16 protein-coding genes are annotated in these 18,722 nt (G+C 59.6%); 5 read left to right on the top strand and 11 right to left on the bottom strand.

Annotated elements, in window-relative coordinates; all coding sequences use genetic code 11:
- Nucleotides 1-84: 84 nt before the first annotated feature.
- The gene (locus MWU39_RS03800) at nucleotides 85-798 is read left to right on the top strand and encodes an alternative oxidase (protein WP_247158648.1); all 714 of its coding nucleotides are present in this window, start codon (nucleotides 85-87) and stop codon (nucleotides 796-798) included.
- Here MWU39_RS03800 and MWU39_RS03805 read toward each other — a convergent pair.
- The 9 genes from MWU39_RS03805 to tsaD all read right to left on the bottom strand — a co-directional run bounded on the left by MWU39_RS03805 (nucleotide 795) and on the right by tsaD (nucleotide 12,040).
- A complete protein-coding gene (locus MWU39_RS03805) occupies nucleotides 795-1,805 on the bottom strand; it encodes a fumarylacetoacetate hydrolase family protein (protein ID WP_247158649.1) in 1,011 nt (336 codons plus the stop codon). The genes MWU39_RS03800 and MWU39_RS03805 overlap by 4 nt on opposite strands.
- Nucleotides 1,806-1,811: 6 nt before the next feature.
- Entirely contained in the window at nucleotides 1,812-2,453 is a 642-nt protein-coding gene (gene maiA, locus MWU39_RS03810; RefSeq protein ID WP_247160296.1) for a maleylacetoacetate isomerase, read from the bottom strand.
- Nucleotides 2,454-2,470: 17 nt separating this feature from the next.
- A complete protein-coding gene (locus tag MWU39_RS03815) occupies nucleotides 2,471-3,658 on the bottom strand; it encodes an acyl-CoA dehydrogenase (protein WP_247158650.1) in 1,188 nt (395 codons plus the stop codon).
- 69 nt (nucleotides 3,659-3,727) lie between these two features.
- Nucleotides 3,728-5,668: an acetate--CoA ligase gene (gene acs, locus MWU39_RS03820; RefSeq protein ID WP_247158651.1), complete on the bottom strand. Its 1,941-nt coding sequence runs from the start codon at nucleotides 5,666-5,668 to the stop codon at nucleotides 3,728-3,730.
- A 166-nt stretch (nucleotides 5,669-5,834) separates the two neighbouring features.
- A complete protein-coding gene (locus tag MWU39_RS03825) occupies nucleotides 5,835-6,395 on the bottom strand; it encodes a hypothetical protein (RefSeq protein ID WP_247158652.1) in 561 nt (186 codons plus the stop codon).
- A gap of 122 nt (nucleotides 6,396-6,517) precedes the next feature.
- Nucleotides 6,518-8,176 carry a VWA domain-containing protein gene (locus tag MWU39_RS03830; RefSeq protein WP_348646366.1) on the bottom strand — a complete coding sequence of 553 codons (1,659 nt, stop codon included), beginning with the start codon at nucleotides 8,174-8,176 and terminating at the stop codon, nucleotides 6,518-6,520.
- A 245-nt stretch (nucleotides 8,177-8,421) separates the two neighbouring features.
- On the bottom strand, nucleotides 8,422-9,930 hold the full coding sequence (locus tag MWU39_RS03835; protein WP_247160298.1) for a lipopolysaccharide biosynthesis protein: 1,509 nt from the start codon (nucleotides 9,928-9,930) through the stop codon (nucleotides 8,422-8,424).
- Nucleotides 9,931-9,977: 47 nt separating this feature from the next.
- Nucleotides 9,978-10,979, bottom strand: coding sequence for an NAD(P)H-dependent glycerol-3-phosphate dehydrogenase (locus MWU39_RS03840; RefSeq protein WP_247158653.1), 1,002 nt, complete (start codon nucleotides 10,977-10,979; stop codon nucleotides 9,978-9,980).
- Nucleotides 10,976-12,040 (bottom strand): tRNA (adenosine(37)-N6)-threonylcarbamoyltransferase complex transferase subunit TsaD, encoded by a 1,065-nt coding sequence (tsaD, locus tag MWU39_RS03845; RefSeq protein WP_247158654.1) that lies wholly within the window; start codon nucleotides 12,038-12,040, stop codon nucleotides 10,976-10,978. Before tsaD ends, MWU39_RS03840 begins: the two co-directional genes overlap by 4 nt.
- A 44-nt stretch (nucleotides 12,041-12,084) precedes the next feature.
- Between tsaD and hemC the strand changes: the two genes are divergently transcribed.
- The 3 genes from hemC (at nucleotide 12,085) to MWU39_RS03860 (ending at nucleotide 14,687) form a co-directional block, all read left to right on the top strand.
- On the top strand, nucleotides 12,085-13,029 hold the full coding sequence (gene hemC / locus MWU39_RS03850) for a hydroxymethylbilane synthase (protein WP_281501067.1): 945 nt from the start codon (nucleotides 12,085-12,087) through the stop codon (nucleotides 13,027-13,029).
- On the top strand, nucleotides 13,026-13,700 hold the full coding sequence (locus MWU39_RS03855) for a uroporphyrinogen-III synthase (RefSeq protein WP_247158655.1): 675 nt from the start codon (nucleotides 13,026-13,028) through the stop codon (nucleotides 13,698-13,700). The genes hemC and MWU39_RS03855 overlap by 4 nt, the downstream gene beginning before the upstream one ends.
- A 66-nt stretch (nucleotides 13,701-13,766) precedes the next feature.
- Entirely contained in the window at nucleotides 13,767-14,687 is a 921-nt protein-coding gene (locus tag MWU39_RS03860) for a hypothetical protein (RefSeq protein WP_247158656.1), read from the top strand.
- Between the two features lie 7 nt (nucleotides 14,688-14,694).
- Here MWU39_RS03860 and MWU39_RS03865 read toward each other — a convergent pair whose 3' ends face one another.
- Nucleotides 14,695-15,921, bottom strand: coding sequence for an FAD-dependent monooxygenase (locus MWU39_RS03865; RefSeq protein ID WP_247158657.1), 1,227 nt, complete (start codon nucleotides 15,919-15,921; stop codon nucleotides 14,695-14,697).
- 64 nt (nucleotides 15,922-15,985) lie between these two features.
- Here MWU39_RS03865 and MWU39_RS03870 point away from each other — a divergent pair, with 64 nt between their 5' ends.
- The gene (locus tag MWU39_RS03870; RefSeq protein WP_247158658.1) at nucleotides 15,986-18,058 is read left to right on the top strand and encodes a protein-disulfide reductase DsbD; all 2,073 of its coding nucleotides are present in this window, start codon (nucleotides 15,986-15,988) and stop codon (nucleotides 18,056-18,058) included.
- Here MWU39_RS03870 and MWU39_RS03875 read toward each other — a convergent pair.
- Nucleotides 18,041-18,712: a hypothetical protein gene (locus tag MWU39_RS03875; RefSeq protein WP_247158659.1), complete on the bottom strand. Its 672-nt coding sequence runs from the start codon at nucleotides 18,710-18,712 to the stop codon at nucleotides 18,041-18,043. The two genes, MWU39_RS03870 and MWU39_RS03875, sit on opposite strands and share 18 nt — an antisense overlap.
- Nucleotides 18,713-18,722: the final 10 nt, after the last annotated feature.

An 18,722-nucleotide genomic window follows, 5' to 3' on the forward strand; every position in this document is an offset into this window, starting at 1 on the left:
ATCTCATGGATGCCGACAGAGACCCGGTCAGGGCGCTCGACATAAGGTTGAGTAGAAGGGGCCGGGACACTTGAAAGTGTCCGCATGCAGAGCTTCGATTCACGCCCACTTATTCGGCAAGTCAATCACGACGCAGAATTGGAAGTTCATATTGCGCCGCAAACGCTGAGCGACAGGGTCGCTTTCAGCTTTGTAAAATTGCTGCGGTTCTTTGCCGATACGTTTTTTGCCAAACGCTATGGCCACCGCGCCGTTGTGCTGGAAACCGTCGCTGCCGTTCCGGGCATGGTCGGCGGGCTTTGGCAGCATCTAAAAGCGCTGCGGAATATGCGCGATGATGAAGGCTGGATCCGCACTCTGCTTGATGAGGCGGAGAACGAGCGGATGCACCTGATGACCTTTATCGAGGTTGCGCAGCCGAACCGTTTCGAGCGCGCTTTGATCATCGCCGTGCAGCTGATCTTCTACAACTTCTACTTCTTCCTCTACCTGGTCGCGCCGCGCACCGCGCACCGCGTGGTCGGTTATTTCGAAGAAGAAGCCGTGCTCAGCTACACCCAGTACCTCGCTGAGGTTGACGCTGGGCGGCACGCAAACATTCCTGCGCCGCAGATCGCGATTGAATACTGGCAATTGCCCAGCGATGCTCGTCTACGCGACGTCATTATCGCAGTGCGTGCCGACGAGGCCGAGCACCGCGATGTGAATCATTGCTTTGTCGATAAGATCGACGAGCGGCGCGAAGGCAGCATAGCTCGCCGCCGCTCGTTGGACCGAGCCGACGCAGAGAAGGCCTAAGCCTCCACCACGGTCTGCTCGATAGCGCCGAAGATCGAGTGATTTTCGGCGTCACGCATTTCGATCTTCACCGTGTCACCAGCGCGCATGAACCGCGTTTTGGCTTCCCCATCGCGGATCGTCTCAATCATGCGAATCTCGGCGATGCAGGAATAGCCTAGGCCGCCATCGGCCACCGGCTTACCCGGGCCGCCATCCGCGCCTTTGTTCGAGATTGTGCCTGAGCCGATGATCGTGCCTGCGCACAGACTGCGGGTCTTCGCCGCGTGAGCGACGAGCTGCGCCATGTTGAAAGTCGCGTCCTTGCCCACTTCGGCGCGGCCAAAGGCTTCGCCGTTATAGTCGACCATCAAGGGCAGGTGGATGAGGCTATCTGCCCAAGCCGCGCCCAGTTCTTCGGGAGTGACGGCAACGGGTGAGAACGCGCTGGATGGCTTTGACTGGAAAAAGCCAAACCCCTTGGCCAGCTCGCCGGGGATCAGACCGCGCAGGCTTACGTCGTTGACCAGCATGATCAGTTTGATGTGGCTAGCCGCGTCGTCGGCAGAGACACCCATCGGTGTATCGTCGACGACAACGGCGACTTCGCCTTCCATATCGCATCCCCATGCCGGATCGCCCAGGGGGATGTCGGCGCGCGGGGGCAGGAACGTGTCAGAGCCGCCCTGATACATCAGCGGGTCGTGATAGAAGCTCTCAGGAACCTCGGCATCGCGCGCTTTGCGCACCAACTCGACGTGATTGATATATGCCGACCCGTCCGCCCATTGATATGCGCGGGGCAGGGGGGAGTGAGCTTCGCGTTCATGAAACCGCTCGCACGGCACCGTTTCGTGTTCGACATCGGTGGCGAGCAGCTCAAGCTCAGGCGCAACCCGCGCCCAATTGTCGAGCGCATGCTGCATCGTTGGCGCAATATATCCTGCGGCGCAGCAGCGGGTGAGGTCTTTTGAAACAACGACCAGTTTGCCGTCGCGGGTGCCGTCATTAAGCGTTGCGAGTTTCATAAGTGGTCAGCCTTTTTGCGGGTTATCGGGTTGGTTATCAGGATGCGCGCGTTGGAATGCCGGCAAGGCAAGGCACGCGGTTTCAATACGGCAGATATGCGGGCTTTCCGACAGGTCATATTGAAAGCGGCGCGCATTGTAGATTTGCGGGATCAGCAGCACTTCAAACATGCCGGGCGTTGCCATCAGGAAGTCGCCAGAGCCCAGCTGTGCTAGGCGTTTCTCGACAGGATTAAGAGTGCGTTTGAGCCAATGGCGATACCAATCATCAACAACGCTCTGAGAATGGCCCAGCGGGTCTTTCAGGTATTTCAGAACTGGCAGGTTGAGCGGCGCGTGCAGCTCCGTCGCGATGGCATAGACTAGCTCGCGGACGGTGTAGCGGTCTTCGATATCAGACGGCAGCAGCGGGTTGTCCGGATAGGCCTCGTCGAGCCATTCCAGCATGGCCATGGACTGCGCCCGATCGCGCCCGCCCGCCGCCAGCATCGGCACCGAAGCAAACGGATTGCGGCTGGCAAAAGCCTGATCCTTCTGCGCGGATTCCAGCAGGTTTACCGGGTCCTGACCGTATTCAAGCCCTTTGAGCTCAAGCGCGATGCGCAGCCGGTATGACGTCGAGCTACGATAATACCCGTAGAGCGTCATTGGGGCGTCTGCCGCGCTCATCCGAACGCAGCAATACCAGTGATCGCGCGGCCCAGGATCAATGCATGGACATCATGCGTGCCCTCATAGGTGTTCACCGTTTCGAGGTTCACCGAATGGCGGATCACCTGATATTCCTCGGAGATACCGTTGCCGCCATGCATGTCGCGAGACTGGCGGGCGATATCGAGCGCTTTGCCTACATTGTTGCGCTTCACGATGGAGATCATGTCCGGCGCAAAGCGTCCTTCATCCATCAGACGGCCCACGCGCAAGCTCGCCTGCAGTCCAAGCCCGATATCGGTCATCATATCGGCGAGCTTCTTTTGATAAAGCTGCGTTGCGGCGAGCGGACGATCAAACTGCTTGCGATCGAGCCCGTATTGACGCGCGGCGTGCATGCAGAATTCCGCAGCACCCATTGCGCCCCAGCTGATGCCGTAACGCGCACGGTTGAGGCATCCGAATGGCCCTTTCAGACCCTGAACATCAGGAAGCAGCGCATCCGCACCGACCTTCACATCCTCCATCACGATGCCGCCCGTGGTGGAGGCGCGCAGCGAGATTTTGCCTTCGATTTTCGGAGCAGAAAGCCCCTTCATACCCTTTTCCAGAACAAAGCCGCGAATGCCGCCACCATGCTCTTCGCTTTTCGCCCAAACGACAAACACGTCGGCAAATGGCGAGTTGGAAATCCAAGTCTTGGAGCCGTTGAGGACGTATCCGTCGCCGTCTTTGCGCGCGACGGTCTTCATGCCCGCAGGGTCCGAGCCTGCATCCGGCTCTGTCAGGCCAAAGCAACCGATCAGCTCGCCCGAAGAAAGGCCCGGCAAATATTTGCGGCGCTGCTCTTCCGAACCATAGGCATAGATCGGGTGCATCACGAGGCTGGACTGTACCGACGCCATCGAACGGTATCCGCTATCGACACGCTCAATCTCGCGCGCGATCAGGCCGTATGCGACATAGGACGCGCCGACGCCGCCATATTCTTCGGGAATGGTCGCGCCGAGAAGACCGGCCTGACCCATCAAAGGGAAGAGCTCAGGCGCGGCAACCTCGTTGCGAAACGCCTCGATCACGCGCGGCTGAAGCTCGCTTTGCGCAAATGCATGCGCGGTGTCGCGGATCATCCGCTCGTCTTCGGTCAGCTGGGTTTCCAGATCGAAGGGGTCTTCCCAGTTAAACGGCACCATACCGGCCATTAGTTACTCCTGAAACTAGTTTGAGGCTTCTCTCGCAGCCAATGCCGCAAGGATCAACCATTCTCTTCTCTAGGTACGCGGCCTGTTCGCCAAAAGATCATCGACTACGCTTGGATCAGCGAGTGTCGACGTATCGCCGAGGTTGCCGGTGTCATTCTCAGCAATCTTGCGCAGGATACGGCGCATGATTTTACCGCTGCGGGTCTTGGGCAGCCCGGGGGCAAATTGCACCACGTCCGGCGTTGCTATCGGTCCGATTTCCTTGCGCACCCATTGCACCAGTTCCTTACGCAGTTCTTCGCTGTCTTCGGTGCCTGCATTGGTCGTGACATAGGCGTAAATGCCTTGCCCTTTCACATCATGCGGCATGCCGACCACGGCGGCTTCGGAAACGAGCGGATGCTCCACCAGCGCGCTTTCAACCTCGGCCGTGCCCATGCGGTGACCGGAGACATTGATCACATCGTCGATGCGTCCGGTGATCCAGTAATATCCATCCTCATCGCGGCGGCAGCCATCGCCGGTGAAATAGTAACCGGGATATTGGCTGAAATAGGTTTGGAAGAACCGGTCATGGTCGCCGTAAACCGTGCGCATCTGGCCCGGCCAGCTGTCTGTCAGGATCAGCGCGCCCGATGTTGCACCGTCCAGGATTGTACCCTTCTCGGGATCTACCAAAGCCGGCTGCACGCCAAACATCGGCTTGGACGCGCTGCCAGGTTTTAGAGCGGTCGCACCCGGCATCGGAGTGATCATCGCGGCGCCCGTTTCGGTCTGCCACCACGTGTCCACGATGGGACAGCGACGCTCACCCACGACGCGGTGATACCAGTCCCACGCCTCGGGATTGATCGGCTCACCCACGCTGCCCAGCAGACGGAGTGAGGAACGGTCTGTCTTGGTCACCCAATCATCGCCTTCCCGCATCAGTGCGCGCAGAGCGGTTGGTGCGGCGTAGAAAATCTCGACCTTGTGTTTGTCGATGACGTTCCAGAACCGGCTTACGTCCGGGTAATTCGGCACGCCCTCAAACATGACCTGCGTCGCGCCGTTGATCAGCGGGGCGTAGACGACGTAGCTATGACCCGTGACCCAGCCTACATCCGCCGCGCACCAATAGATTTGGCCGGGGCGGTAATCGAACACATATTCGTGGGTCATGCTGGTCCACACGGCGTATCCGCCGGTGGTGTGCAGAACGCCTTTCGGCTTTCCGGTGGAGCCCGATGTGTAGAGGATAAACAGCGGGTCTTCCGCGTCCATCACTTCAGGTGCGCAATCGGCGGAAGCCTGTGCCATTGCTTCGTGCCACCACACATCGCGGCCTTCGACGGTCGCCACATCGCTGCCAGTGTGACGATAGACGATCACAGTGTCGGCAGGGGTCTTTTCCAGCGCGGCATCGACATTGGCCTTCAGCGGAACTTTCTTTCCGCCCCGCAGGCCTTCGTCTGCGGTGATGATGATGTTGGATTGGCAATCCTCGATCCGTCCGGCGAGTGCGTCAGGTGAAAATCCGGCGAACACCACCGAATGCACTGCGCCTATACGGGCGCAGGCGAGCATCGCGACAGCGGCTTCGGGTACCATCGGCAGATAGACGGTAACGCGGTCGCCCTTTTTGACGCCATTGGCTTTCAGCACGTTCGCAAACTTGCAAACCTCGGCGTGGAGGTCGCGATAGGTGAGGGTGCGGCCCGGCGTATCGGGATGGTCCGGTTCCCAGATGATCGCAGGGGTATCGCCGCGTTCCTCCAGATGCCGGTCCAGCGCGTTGGCGCAGATATTGAGCTTTCCGCCCATAAACCAGCCGATGCGGAAATCGGCCTCATTATAGCTGACGTCCTTGAGCGTGTTCCACGGCTCAATCCAATCGATCCGCTGCGATTCCTCGGCCCAGAAACCCTCGGGGTCGTTTATGGAGCGGGCATAGCGCTCTTCATACGTGGCGGCATTGATCTTTGCCGACCCGGCCCATTCTTCGGGCACTGGGAACAGTTCCTGACTCAAGCTTCGCTCTCCTGTCTCTCTTTGACAGGAAGCCTAGGCTAGAGTCAGGCGCGAGAAAAGCATGGATCGTATGGAGACTTGCCGATTGTGATCCATCGCCAATTATGCGGGCTCGATCACGGCATCAATCATCGGTGGCAGCGATTCCTCTCGGCCGTTTTCCTGCTTACTTCTTCCCGAACTTTTCGGAGAACGCTGTGGTTTCGCCAGCGGCCAGCAATTTGGCTTGATCTACCCATTGATCGCGAGTGATGCGTCCGGCGAAGCGGCCAAGCGTTGCATCGACGCGCGTCACATCTGCATCGGTCCACGCAGCGATCTGGTCAAAGCGGGTAACGCCTTGGTCTGCGAGGATAGCGACCAGTTTCGGGCCGACGCCCTTGATCATACGAAGATCGTCAGCCGCGCTGGCAGGTGCAGATACGGGCGCAGGTGCAGGTGCAGGTGTTGGTGCCGGAGCTGGTGTGGGCGCGGGAGCTGGAGCTGACGCGGGTACGGGCACAGGCTCTGGTGTGGTGGCAGTAGGTTCAGGCGTCTTAACCGCCGCAGCAGGCGCATTGATCAAAGCTTCGTTCCGGGCGGCGCGATCCGCACCTTCGTCCAGAACGTCACGCTTTACCGTGCCATCCACTTTGGTCGAGCGTGTGCTCAGGTAAATGACTGCGATCAGGAACAGCAAAATCGCAAGGCCGATAAGGATGTACGGAAGCATTTGATCGAAACTCATGAAACTCGCCCCTTGGAAAGATGAACGTTCAAGAGCTTCCTTAGCAGTGGCTCGCCAAGACGCAAAAGGGCCGGCAGTCGCCAATGCGATGCCGGCCCTCGAATTTGATTGTTGAGCGCGTGTCAGCCGCCTTTCATCGCGCCTGCTACTTCGTTCAGCTGCAGGAATTCCTGCCGCCAGTAATTGCTCTGGCGTCCGGCCAAAGCTTCGACATCGTTGTGATCAAAATTCATCATCAATTCGTCACCGCGCAGGATCTGACCGAATGCGGCAACCGATGCGGCGAAGGCGAAATCACCGCGCGGCGCACGGGCATTGCGAAGCTCACCCGCTGTCACGATGGTGTCGATCAACCGCGACTTGCTGCCGTTTGGAAGCTTGTAGCGCAGCTTGATATGCGCCGCCTCTGACATGCGTTGCTTCGATGCGCTTTTGGACTGCTCTTCGTATCGGCGCGGAGAAATCCAACCCTTCATACCCGCTGGCACGATTTCATAGATCGCAGTCACCTGATGCCCGGCGCCAATGTCGCCTGCATCGACGGTGTCGTTGTTGAAGTCTTCTTCGCGCAGGATACGGTTTTCATATCCGACAAGCCGATATTGCCCGACAACCGCCGGATTGAACTCGACTTGGATTTTGACATCCTTGGCGATGGTGAAGAGCGTGCTCGACATTTCATCGCCCAGCACTTTCTTCGCTTCCAAAGCGCTGTCGATATAGGCGTAATTGCCGTTACCGTGATTGGCGATCTGCTCCATCATGGCTTCGTTGTAATTGCCGCTGCCAAAGCCGAGCGTGGTCAGTGTGATGCCGCTTTCGCGCTTCTTCTCGATCAGTTCGACGAGCGCGTCCTGACTGGAAACGCCGACATTGAAATCGCCATCCGTGGCCAGGATCACACGGTTCACGCCGCCTTTGATGAAGTTGTCTTCGGCGATGTTGTAAGCAAGCTCGATCCCGGCACCGCCTGCTGTCGATCCGCCTGCCGAAAGCTGTTTCAGCGCGCTGCGGATTTTGCGGATGTCGCTGGTCGGTTCAAGCACAAGGCCCGCTGCGCCCGCGTAGACGACGATGGAAACGCGGTCTTTCGATGAAAGCTCGCCCGCAAGGCCGGATAAAGCCGTTTTGACCAGAGGCAGCTTATCTGGATCATCCATCGAACCGGACACATCCATCAGGAAGACGAGGTTCGCCGCAGGACGCTCGCTGCGATCAATGTCATAACCGCGCAGACCAATCCGCATCAGATATGTGTCATCATTCCAAGGGGTCTTGGCGACATCGGTGTTGACCGTGAAGGGCTGGGAACGGTTGGTCGGCTTGTCGTAATCATACCGGAAATAATTGATCATTTCCTCGGTTCGAACGGCACCGGCAGGAGGCGCCATCCCTTGGGTTAGGAAGCGCCTCGTATTCGCATAGGCGCCGGTATCGACATCGACCGAAAATGTGCTGACGGGTTCAGCGCTGGCGATTTTCACGGACGAAACATCTTTGGCATCGTAACGCTCACGGCCCGGATCGGTCGGGACGATTACTGGCGGTGCGTAAATGGACGGAGCCACCGCCATATCAGCCGCCATTTCAGCTGGCGGAGGTGCATAGGAAAGCGGGGCTTCCTCAACGTCGATCGAAGTTACTCGCTCGGCGACCATGGGTTGTTCGCTATCCGAAGTGCTGCATGCCGCGAGCAGCAGCACATGCGCTCCGGCGATCCCGGCAAACAATGCGTATTTCTTGGTGCGGGGCGTTTCGTTGGAAAATCGCGAGGTATTCATTGGCACTCTCCCTTGCTTACTCATTCTCATGCGGAGCCTTTTGACTCTCTGTACGAGATGTTATGACATAACATATGAACCTGACATAACCAAGGTCATGTGCAGTCTCAGTCTCTCAACCCGAATTTGAAAATCACACTCGCAGGGTGAACGGCAGATGAATTCTGCCACATTTTCGCCACATTTGGGCAATTGTGCCCTATTTGAGGGCTGGCGGCTGCCTTATTTGCTGCCCCAATTGCGGCTTACTTGGACTCAGACTCGCTAGAATCGAGCGACAATTCCGTCTCGACAACCTTTTTGCGGAACAAAACTTTGTCCTCTGGCCGGAATGAGCGTTTCCAGATCACCAGCATATATGTCCCGAAAATCACCGGAATACCGAACACCAATTCCGTCCATTCGGGCAGGAACTGCGTGAAGAGGAAGCCGACGACGACTGCCGGCCCTGTCGCCCACAGCAGGCCCCAACGCCAATTGCTCACCGGAGCTTTTAGCAGCGTCTTGAGAACCTGCGATTTGATGATGCTCGACACGCCCAGTGCCACGAATAGCGCCAGCGCAGCACCCGCAGCCTTGTACCCTTCATCAAGGCCCAAATGCTCGGCAAGGAAGATAAAGGCGATGGTTAGTGCGCCTTGTAGCGTTATGATGCCGACCGACATCAACAGGTTCCGCTTGCGGGCGATATAGACCAGCACGCTTTCGGACACGACAGCCATAGAGGCGACGACTTCCGCCGCGAGCAAGATCGCCAGCGCGCCTGTGCCGCCAACAATTGCGGGTCCGCCAAGGCCCATGATCGCCTCACCCGGTATCGACAGCGCGAGCGCTACGCCAAGCTGCAATGCGATGATCCAGAATCCCACCTGTCGCACCTGCGCTGCGATGGCTTCCATATTGCCGATCTTCAGGTTCTTTGTGATGACCGGCGAGAGGATCGGTTCAAAGCTGGTCTTGAGCTTTTGCGGAAGGCTCGCGATTTCTTTGGCGAAGAAATAGATGCCGACCGTCGCCGATGATGTTGCCTGACCCAGCAGGAACACGTCGAGCAGCCGTGTACCGCGCTCGATTACATCCGCGCCCACCAGTGGCAGCGAACGGCTTGTCATTTTCAGCAGATAATTCGGGCGGGGTCGCCACCCCTTTGGCAGGCCATATGTCCGCAAGAACGACCACAGAGCGGTCGCGAGCGCCGCATAAATCGAGGCGAGAAACGCCATCGCCAAGCCCGCTTCGCTTATTGCGGGAATGAAGAAGAACACACCAGCGCAGATCGAACGCGTCCATGGTTCTACGATAGCGCGCGCGCGCACCGTAGTTGCGATGTCATGCTTATATGCCTGCGCCGCGAGCAAGATTTCGGTCAGCGCAAAAGCGGGGATTGCGGCGATCATCCACATGTCGAGATCGCTGTTCGTTCCATCCGGGAACATGATCCGTGGGAAGAGTATCAAGGCAGCGGCCACGAGGATGGAAACCAGCAAGCAGGCGAGCATCCCGTCAAACACAAGGTTCACGCGGCGCTGCCCGTCTTCATCCGCCCCCTCGGTCAAGCGCTGGGCCAGACCGCGTTTTTCACCCAGCGCGCAGATCAGCGCGAAAATCTCGATAATAACAAAGGCTGCGGCAAAGCGACCCATGTCCTCGACCCCGTAGAGGCGATAACCGATGAAGAGAAACGGGATGCCGCCCAAGGCGCGGATCACAAAACCCATCGTGTTGGTGCGCCCGCCTTTGGCGAGGGCCGCCATATCTTCCTGATCGTCAGGCGAGCTGGAAGCGGGAGGCGTTTTTGTGCTCAAGCGCCCGGTTCCTGCTCGGCGCGAAGCGGACGGGCGAGCAGCGCAGCGACGGTATCGCGCGGGTTCTCTCCGCCCAGAATGGCGTTCACAGCGATGGTGATCGGCATGGTGATACCGCGATCCTCGGCAAGCTCTGCAAGGACAGGCGCGGTGTGCGCTCCCTCTGCCACCGTGCGGCGATCGGCCATCAGGTCCGCGGCGCTTTGACCTTCACCAAGCGCCTTACCGAGTGAGAAATTGCGGCTGGAGGTCGACGAACAGGTTAGCACCAAATCGCCGAGCCCGCACAGGCCAGCCAGCGTTTCTGTGCGCGCGCCCAGGTTTTCGCCAAAGCGCAGCATCTCCGCATAGCCGCGCGCGATGAGGGCCGCGCGGGCATTCTGGCCCAGCTCAAGTCCGTCGACGACCCCGCAGGCAATGGCGAGGACGTTTTTGATGGACCCACCGATCTCTGCGCCGGTCACATCATCAGTGTAGTAGGGGCGGAAAGCGGGCCGCGCGATGGCGGGCGAAAGGCGCTCCCATTGCTCGCGGCCACCGCCGCAAGCGAGTGTGACAGCTGTCGGCAACCCGCCTGCGACTTCGTGCGCGAATGTTGGGCCGGATAGAACAGCGATGCCGCTATCGGGGCAAGCCGCACGGGCGACATCATTCATCAGCCGCTTGGTGCCCGCTTCTATGCCTTTCGAGCACAGCACCAGATCGCGCGGCGATGCGGGCAGCTCGCCCAAGATACGCCCCAGCAATTGCGCAGGCGTCACGACCAGAACGGTGTCGAGCTTTGCCAATTCGGCGAGATCGCCAGTCGCGCGGATGTTGGGCGATAGGGTGGCGCTGGGCAGATAGAGCGGGTTGTTGTGCTGTGAGTTGATCGCTTCGACGACTTCTGCCTCAAACGCCCACAATATGACGTTGCGGCCATCGCTGGCGAGCATCTGGGCGAGGGCGGTGCCCCACGCGCCTGCACCTATGACGCCAATAGTCGGTAGATCGCTCATGCTTTCACTCCTGCGCCGCGCACGGCATCGGCCTCTGGATCAAGCGGCCAGCGCGGACGGGCCTTAAAGTCTAGCGGCGCGTTTTCATTCAGCGGCAGGCGCTCGCATCCGGCCCATGCAATCATCGCCGCATTGTCAGTGCACAGCGCCAGCGGCGGTGCGACAAATCGCATGTCGTGCTTTTCAGCCAAAGCTTCGAGCGCGGCGCGGATCGTCATATTCGCCGCGACCCCTCCGGCCACGACGAGGGATGGCATCGGGCCTGTTTCCCGAAGCGATTTTTCGAGCCGGTCGATCAGGCAGTCTACAGCAGCCTGTTGGAAGCTAGCGGCGATGTCAGCCGCTTGGTGTTCGCCGCTTTCCACCGCGCGCAGAACAGCGCTCTTGAGGCCAGCGAAAGAGAAATGCGGTTCTGCAGAGCCTTTCAGAGGGCGGGGCAGCGGGACGGCTTTCGGATCACCTTCGCGCGCCAGCTTCTCCACGGCGGGACCACCCGGATAACCGAGACCCAGGATCTTCGCAGTTTTGTCGAAGGCTTCGCCCAGTGCATCGTCGATTGTGGTCCCAAGGCGGCGATATTCGCCCACACCTTCGACGCTCAAGATCTGACAATGCCCGCCTGAAACGAGCAGCAGCAGGTACGGAAATTTGAGTTCTTCATCGGCCAGACGCGGGGAAAGCGCGTGGCCCTCCAAGTGATTGATTGCCAGCAGCGGTTTATCCGCCGCCATGGCAATCGCTTTCCCGCTGACGAGGCCCACCATCACGCCGCCGATCAAGCCGGGGCCAGCCGTCGCCGCAATCGCGTCCACATCGTCCAGCGTCAGCCCGGCATCGTCCATCACATCGGCCAGCATCGGTGCGAGCCGCTGCGCATGGGCGCGGGCTGCGATTTCAGGCACCACTCCTCCATAGGGCGCGTGCTCTTCCTCTTGCGAGGCGATCCGCTGAGCCAGAATACGGCGATCTTCCGTTACCAGCGCCACCGCCGTCTCGTCGCAGCTCGATTCAATACCGAGCACGATCTTGTGCGTTTCTGAGGTGTTGGAAGCGGAAACCATTGTGCTTCCACTTAATGCCTTGCGGGGCTAGAGCAAGCACACGAATGACTAACAATTCACAGACAAATGCCGTGATGATGCGGCTGGGAACGCGCAACTCGCCTTTGGCGATGGCGCAAGCGATCGAAACCAAGGCGCGGCTCTGCGCCGCGCATGGCTGGACAAATGATCAGGTTGAGCTCGTCCCGGTGATCGCTAGCGGAGACAAAGTGCTCGATCGCCCTTTGTCTGAAATCGGCGGAAAAGCGCTCTGGACCAAAGAGCTCGACGTGTGGCTTGCCGAGGGCAAAATCGACGCATCGGTTCACTCGGCCAAGGATGTCGAGACCATCCGGCCCGAAAAATTCCATTTCGCCGCATTTTTGCCGCGAGCTGATCGGCGCGATGCGCTGGTCGGTGCGGAGAGCATTGCTGCCATCCCGCAAGGCGCCACAATAGGCACCAGCGCGCCGCGCCGTGCTGCGCAGCTTCTCAATTTGCGGCCCGACTGCAAGGTTGTGACCTTTCGCGGGAATGTCGCCACCCGTCTGGGCAAGCTTGAAGCGGGCGAGGCGGATGTGACATTTCTTGCTGCAGCAGGGCTAGCGCGGCTCGACCAATCCGAGGTCGGGCATCCGTTGCCAAGCGAAGACTGGATCCCGGCAGCTGGACAGGGCGTGATCGCTCTCGAATGTCGCAGCGATAATGCAGTCGCGACTGCGCATCTGGCGGCAATCGATCATCCCCAAACCCGCGATGAGCTGATTGCAGAGCGCGCCTTGCTCGAAGCTCTCGGTGGAACATGCCACAGCCCCGTTGCCGTTCTTTGCGAACCGGATGGCGGCGAACTCAATATGCGTGCAGCGCTGTTCAGTTCTGATGGGTATGAGCGGGTCGAAGCGACCGTCAAATTTCCCGCTGGTGGACATTCGGCGGTCAAAGCTCTTGCCGCTGACTTGCTTGAACGTTCGTCTCCTTCGATCACGCAATTGTTTACATCCGGCACGTGACGCAGATCATCGCCATCCGGCCCGAGCCGGGGCTTTCCGCAACCGTCGAAGCCGCGCGGGCGCTCGGATTGAGCGTAACCGCCGCATCCTTGTTCGAGATTCGTCCGCTTCCTTGGGATGCGCCCGATCCGGCGGCGATTGACGGGCTGCTTATTGGCAGTGCCAATGCAATTCGGCATGGCGGCGCAAACCTCGCTCGCTTTCTCGATAAACCGGCTTATGTTGTTGGAAAAACGACGCAAAAGGCCGCTGAAAGTGCCGGTTTCTCTGTTGCGGCGACCGGCTCTGGCGGACTGCAAAGCCTGATAGATGAGTGCGCGCTGCTTGCGAAAATGCTGCGCATTGCAGGCGCAGATCACGTGCCGCTCGATCCGCCATCAGGGGTTAATATCCACAAAGTCATTGCGTATGAAAGCGCTCCATTGCCGCTGGAGAAATCGGTTTTTGACCGGAGCGCGGATCGCACAATCGTGCTGCTTCATTCCGCCGTCGCAGCGGAGCATTTTACAAGTGAATGCAAACGGTTGAATATCGATACTATGAAAATTGAGCTGGCAGTGTTTGGCCCGCGCATTGCTTCAGCAGCGGGCAAGGATTGGCGCGCTATCCACGTCGCAGAGCGCGCCGATGATGCAGCGCTGCTGGCCATGGTGAGCGCACTGTGCCAATAATACGACAGAATTCCAGACGAGCGGCCATGCGAAAACGCAGGTCTTTGGGTTGAAGAACGGATAAAAATGGAATCGAAATACGGTAGCCGCCGCAAACCATCCTCTGGAAAGGGGATGCTCCTAGCGGCTGTTTCATCTTTCGTCATAGGCGGCGCGCTTGTCGGCTATGTGGTCTGGTATAATGCCAGCGAGACGTCCGCGGTGGAAGCAGAGCCGACCGCGGCGATAGCTGATGCCAGCCCTAGCGCTTCGCCAAGCGCAACGCTGTCTGCTACCCCGACACCTCTGTCCGAACCGGTTGAGCCGGAGAACGCCGAGGAAGCGGTCGAAGCCGTATCCGGTCTGGCTGAACAGCAGGGCGGTCTTGACCAGCGTCTTGCGGCTGCGGAACAGCGCCTTGCACGGCTCGATCTTCAGGCTCAGGCCGCAGCTGGCAACGCCGCGCGCGCCGAAGGTTTGCTGATAGCTTTTGCCACGCGTCGAGCGGTCGAACGCGGCGCAGAGCTTGGCTATCTTGCCGACCAATTGCGACTGCGGTTCGGCGATGAACGTCCCAATGCAGTTGGCACAATTATCAATTTTTCGCGCAGTGATCCGCCGATCCGGCTCGATACGCTTCTCGCGCGGTTAGAAGGCCTTGCGCCGCAGCTCGCCGAGACCGAGGAAGGCCCGTCATGGGCGCGGTTCCAGCGCGAGATTGGCGAGCTGTTCGTGATCCGCCGTGAAAGCACACCTTCGCCTCAACCCCAACGGCGGCTGGAGCGTGCGCGCTTTGCTCTTGAGCAAGGCCGCTATCAAAACGCGATTGACGAGATCAAGAATATGCCGGGCGCCGAAAAGGCCGAGGCATGGATTGCCGATGCGGAGAAGTTCCGCGACGCTATGGCCGCGCTCGAGAACATCGAAACCGCCGCAGTGCTTGATCAGGGCGGATTGCGTGATGGCACGGGCGCGTTGGTGAACCAGCCGAGTCCCGTCGAAGAATAGGCGGCGATTAAGCTTTTAGCAGTTCTGGCAAATCGCCCGACACGCCGCGCGCTTCATCCATAAAGAACGTCTTGAGCAGATCGGTGCGCTGCACCGCGCTCATGCCCAAACGACGCACGGCGGATGCGGTCCTGCCCGGTACGCCAAACAGACGGGTGAGACCGTCGGTCGCCAGTGCGACCATAAAGCTGTCGAGCCCGCGCCAGTTCTCATAGCGTTTGAGGAGCTGCGCATCGCCCGGATCAAGCCCAATCCGCGCGCCATCGATCAACACTTCCACCAAAGCCGCCGCATCGCGCAGGCCAAGGTTCAATCCCTGGCCGGCGATCGGGTGAATACCGTGCGCAGCGTCACCGATCAGCGCGAGCCGCTCTCCAGTGATCTTCGCCGTGTGGTGGAAGCCAAGCGGCCACGAAGAACGCGCGCCAACGCTGGTTACATCACCCAGCACATCGCCCATCCGTTTCTGCACTTCCGCCAGAAAGGCGCGATCACCCAGCTTGGTGACGGCTTTTCCGTCTTTCTCGGATACTGTCCACACCAGTGAAGAACGGTGCGTGCCATCGGCATCATCATTCATCGGAAGCAGTGCGAATGGACCAGCGGGATAGAAGATTTCCCATGCGACATTGTCGTGCGGTTTGGAGTGGGTGAGGCCGGCGATGATCGCGCGGTGTTTGTAATCCCATTTGGCAATCGTGATGCCCGCGCCATCGCGTGTAGGCGATCCGCGCCCTTCCGCGCCCACCATCAGACGGCCCATCAATTTCTGCGGCTCGCCGCCTTCGACAGAGACGATCGCGGCTGCGCCAAATTCGCTGCGCTGACGCTCGATCACTTCGGCTTTGGAAACCCAGTTGATCAGAGGCTCTGCAGCGGCGGCCTCGAACATTGCAAGGCGCAAGCGGCGGTTGGGGAACATGCGTCCCAGTGTGCCTTCGTGTGGCTCAGGCTGGAAATCGAGGCGGCCGGGCAGGTTCTGATCGGTCACCGCGATGCTGGCGATGTCGCAGGCAAATTCCTCCAACCCCTCGGCGATGCCGATATTGGTGAACAGGTGCCAGCTGGCAGTCGAGATAGCGGTGGCGCGGTCGTCAAACCCCTCTGCGGTCAATTCCGCCGGATCGGCGCGGTCGATCACATGGCTGGACAGGCCCTGCTTGGCTGCTGCCAATGCTAAAGTCATGCCGACGAGCCCGCCGCCAAGGATCAGAAGATCGCGTGTATCGTTCATAGCTGCGGTGTCACCTGTCGAGTGTTCATTGCGAATACAATTCGTAGTGCCTAGAGGGTCGAGTGTGTTCGAGGCAAGAATGTTCCCACTTCCTATTCGTCATTTCGTTGCATGGCTCATTGCGTGCGCTGCAATGCTGGCGGCGATTGCGCCTGCTTCGGCTCAGGAAATTCCCACAGAAGCGCGCTACGGCGATGACAATATCGCGGTGGAGCTGCGCGCTGACGGAATGCCAGTGGCGGGTCAGCAATGGATGCTTGCCCTGAAATTCACGCCGAGCGCGCCGGAATGGCATGGCTATTGGTCGAACCCTGGCGATGCAGGGCAGGGTATGATGCTACGATTGGCGCTGCCTGATGGCTGGACCATGGGTGAGGCGCTGTATCCGGTGCCCAAGACGCTGCTGATCAGCGGGCTGATGAACCACATTTACGAGGGCGAGTACGCAGTATTGGTGCCTGTCAATGTACCTGCCGATGCGGAAATCTCCGGCGTTCCTGACTTTGCAGGCCATGTCGAATATCTCGCTTGTACAGACCGTGTCTGCGTTCCGCAGGATGCTGTTCTAACCGCGAACCAAGGCGGCGATTTTGCGCGCTGGCAGGCCGAAGTTGCCCCGTTGCTCAGTGCGCGGGAAGGGTTCGAGATTACAAGCACGACCGCGCGTATCGCCATACCTCTGCCTGCATCCGTGGACCTGCCAGCCCCGCACGTTTTCGTCGAAAATGAGCGGTTGGTCGATTACGGCGCTGTGCAGACCTTTATGCGCGAAGGCGATATGTTGGTCGCGGAAATCCCGCTTGATGAATATGGCACGGGCGAAGCCAGCGCGATTTCAGGTATCCTCGCATTTGGTGATGGTGCAGGGGTCCGGTTTGAAGGTGGCAAAGGCAGCGTTCCCGAACTCAAGACCAAGATCGCTGGGCCGGTCGGTGTCGATACACCGCCGCTCTGGACGCTGATCCTCGGCGCGCTTGCGGGCGGATTGCTGCTCAACATTATGCCCTGCGTGTTTCCAATACTGAGCCTTAAGGCGCTCTCGCTAGCCCGCGCGGGGGAGAGTGAAGCGAAGGCGCGGTCGGAAGGCATCGCCTACACGGCCGGCGTCGTGCTGGCCTGTGTCGGACTGGGCGCTCTCATGCTGGCTCTGCGCGCGGCGGGTGAACAGGTCGGCTGGGCGTTCCAGCTGCAAAGCCCGTCCGTTGTCATCGTTCTGCTGGTTCTGGCGACCATAATCACCGTCAACTTCGCCGGGCTGTTTGAGCTGCCTTCGTTATCCTTCACACAAGGCGGAAAACCCGCCGGATCATTTGCGACCGGCCTGCTTGCAGCCTTCGCTGCGACCCCGTGCACGGGGCCGTTTATGGCGGCGGCATTGGGTGCAGCCTTGCTGTTGCCGGTGCCGCAAGCTTTGCTGCTGTTTGCGATGCTTGGCTTAGGTCTTGCTTTGCCATTTCTGCTGATCGGCTTCGTTCCGGCGCTGCGCAACCGCTTGCCGAAACCGGGCGCTTGGATGGAGACATTCCGCAAGGTGATGGCAATCCCGATGGGGCTCACCGCGCTCGCGCTGATCTGGCTCACAGTACAGCTGGGCGGACGCGGCTTTGCGATGTTCGCTCTCGTAATGCTGTTTGGCATTGTGCTGGCGCTGGCCGTGGTCGGGCGTTTGCAATCGGCGGGCAAAATGGCGTGGCCCGCCTTGGGCCTAGTCGCCGCGCCGTTTGTGATCTTCGGCGCGTTTGCCCTCCCTTACAGCTACCAAACGCCGAGCGCGCAGCCATCGGAGTCGATCCATGAGCCGATTGCCTTCAGCCGCGACGCCCTCGCCGAGGCTCGCGCTTCTGGTCAGCCAGTGTTCCTCTGGTTCACCGCCGATTGGTGCGTGACCTGCAAAGTGAACGAAAGCGTCGCGATTGAGCGCGAGAGCGTGCGTGAGGCGTTCGCGGATGCAGGCGTGATCACAATGGTGGGCGATTGGACCGTGCGCGATGAGGAAATCACCATGTTCCTGACCGAGCAAGGTGCGGCAGGCGTGCCGCTTTACCTTTGGTACGAGCCGGATGCCGAAGCCGAGCAGCTGCCGCAGGTGCTTACCCCGGATCTACTCGCAGAATATGCGTCACGAAACCGGCGGTAGAGGCGTTTCTGACGTGTCCTGCTCGTCTGCGCTCGACTCTTCTGAGGTTGGTTCTTCGCCTTCAATCGGTTCGTCATCTGGCGCTTCAACGACCGGCGGAATGCCCCTGCATTCGCTCAGCAATTCTTCCGGCAAACGGCTGGCATTGAGCGTCACCATACCGGCACCAGGAACAGTGACGGTCGCCTGACGTGGGCCGTTGAACGGCTCCCACTTGGTATCTGCCGCAGGAAGCTCTCCCTGCCACACAAAGCTTCTGCCTTGCTTGGTAGCATCGACTTCAATCCGCCCAATTGAGCCATTGCCGATCAAAGCGAGCAATGCGCCTGCGCCCTCATCGGCAGGGCTGATCCGTGTGATCCGCATGACCTCGGACTGCCCGTCACGCTCGATACAAGCGAGGGCAATGAGGGCAGGTTCGCCCGGCACACCATAGATGATCCGGTTCGCCTCGGTAGACTGCGCCCAGATCGCCCCTTCGGTGTCAGGCGAAGCAAGCGGCTCAGACGCGTAGGTCGGCTCACTAGCAGGCATTTCGCGGTCGAGACCCGCATCCGTGGGCGGAGGCTTGCAGGCGGCGAGGGCGAGCACCGGGAATGAAAGAATACCGATTTTAATCAAATCCGAAATTCCGATCTGCAAGAATGGCTGCATAGGGCGCGAA

Origin of the sequence: Erythrobacter sp. F6033 (assembly GCF_023016005.1) — a bacterium.
GTDB lineage: Bacteria > Pseudomonadota > Alphaproteobacteria > Sphingomonadales > Sphingomonadaceae > Erythrobacter.

Bases quoted from the DNA above. Each gene is read 5' to 3' on its own strand.
- MWU39_RS03865 (WP_247158657.1), bottom strand. From the start codon at position 15,921: ATGAACGATACACGCGATCTTCTGATCCTTGGCGGCGGGCTCGTCGGC.
- MWU39_RS03875 (WP_247158659.1), bottom strand. From the start codon at position 18,712: ATGCAGCCATTCTTGCAGATCGGAATTTCGGATTTGATTAAAATCGGT.
- MWU39_RS03835 (WP_247160298.1), bottom strand. From the start codon at position 9,930: ATGGCGGCCCTCGCCAAAGGCGGGCGCACCAACACGATGGGTTTTGTG.
- MWU39_RS03830 (WP_348646366.1), bottom strand. From the start codon at position 8,176: ATGAATACCTCGCGATTTTCCAACGAAACGCCCCGCACCAAGAAATAC.
- MWU39_RS03840 (WP_247158653.1), bottom strand. From the start codon at position 10,979: ATGAGCGATCTACCGACTATTGGCGTCATAGGTGCAGGCGCGTGGGGC.
- MWU39_RS03815 (WP_247158650.1), bottom strand. From the start codon at position 3,658: ATGGCCGGTATGGTGCCGTTTAACTGGGAAGACCCCTTCGATCTGGAA.
- hemC (WP_281501067.1), top strand. From the start codon at position 12,085: ATGACTAACAATTCACAGACAAATGCCGTGATGATGCGGCTGGGAACG.
- maiA (WP_247160296.1), bottom strand. From the start codon at position 2,453: ATGACGCTCTACGGGTATTATCGTAGCTCGACGTCATACCGGCTGCGC.
- MWU39_RS03860 (WP_247158656.1), top strand. From the start codon at position 13,767: ATGGAATCGAAATACGGTAGCCGCCGCAAACCATCCTCTGGAAAGGGG.
- MWU39_RS03805 (WP_247158649.1), bottom strand. From the start codon at position 1,805: ATGAAACTCGCAACGCTTAATGACGGCACCCGCGACGGCAAACTGGTC.
- MWU39_RS03800 (WP_247158648.1), top strand. From the start codon at position 85: ATGCAGAGCTTCGATTCACGCCCACTTATTCGGCAAGTCAATCACGAC.
- tsaD (WP_247158654.1), bottom strand. From the start codon at position 12,040: ATGGTTTCCGCTTCCAACACCTCAGAAACGCACAAGATCGTGCTCGGT.
- MWU39_RS03825 (WP_247158652.1), bottom strand. From the start codon at position 6,395: ATGAGTTTCGATCAAATGCTTCCGTACATCCTTATCGGCCTTGCGATT.